The following is a 331-nucleotide window of genomic DNA, read 5'->3' as shown; positions in this document are numbered from 1 at the left end:
GAGCGCGCCGAAACCGCCTACGACGACGCCAGCATGGCTGTTGTCGCGGTTGCCTGCGCCACCACCCCCGAGGCCCTGGCCCTGTTCAGTCATCTGGCGTGGTGGGTGCTGGACGAGGCAGAGGTGTCCGCCGGCCATCAGCCCGCCTACCGCACCGCCATGGCGCGGCCGACAGACCTGGGCCTGTACCTCGGCACGCTGACCGGCCCCGCCCCGATGCCGCAGCCCGCGCCGTCCGGTCGGCTCGCTGCCTACTTGCCGCGCCGTCCGGTGCCGGTGATCGCCCTCCGCTCGCTGGTGTCGGCAGATGCCCCCGAGGACGAGGAGGCAC

1 protein-coding gene is annotated in these 331 nt (G+C 73.4%); it reads left to right on the top strand.

From position 1 onward, the window contains the following. Positions 1-331 (top strand): hypothetical protein (locus tag MKK52_RS17335; RefSeq protein WP_243955903.1); only part of this gene is annotated, 331 nt, incomplete at both ends.

This window comes from Methylobacterium sp. J-067, assembly GCF_022829465.1.
GTDB classification, from domain to species: domain Bacteria; phylum Pseudomonadota; class Alphaproteobacteria; order Rhizobiales; family Beijerinckiaceae; genus Methylobacterium; species Methylobacterium litchii.
This window is presented reverse-complemented; position numbering and strand designations above follow the sequence as displayed.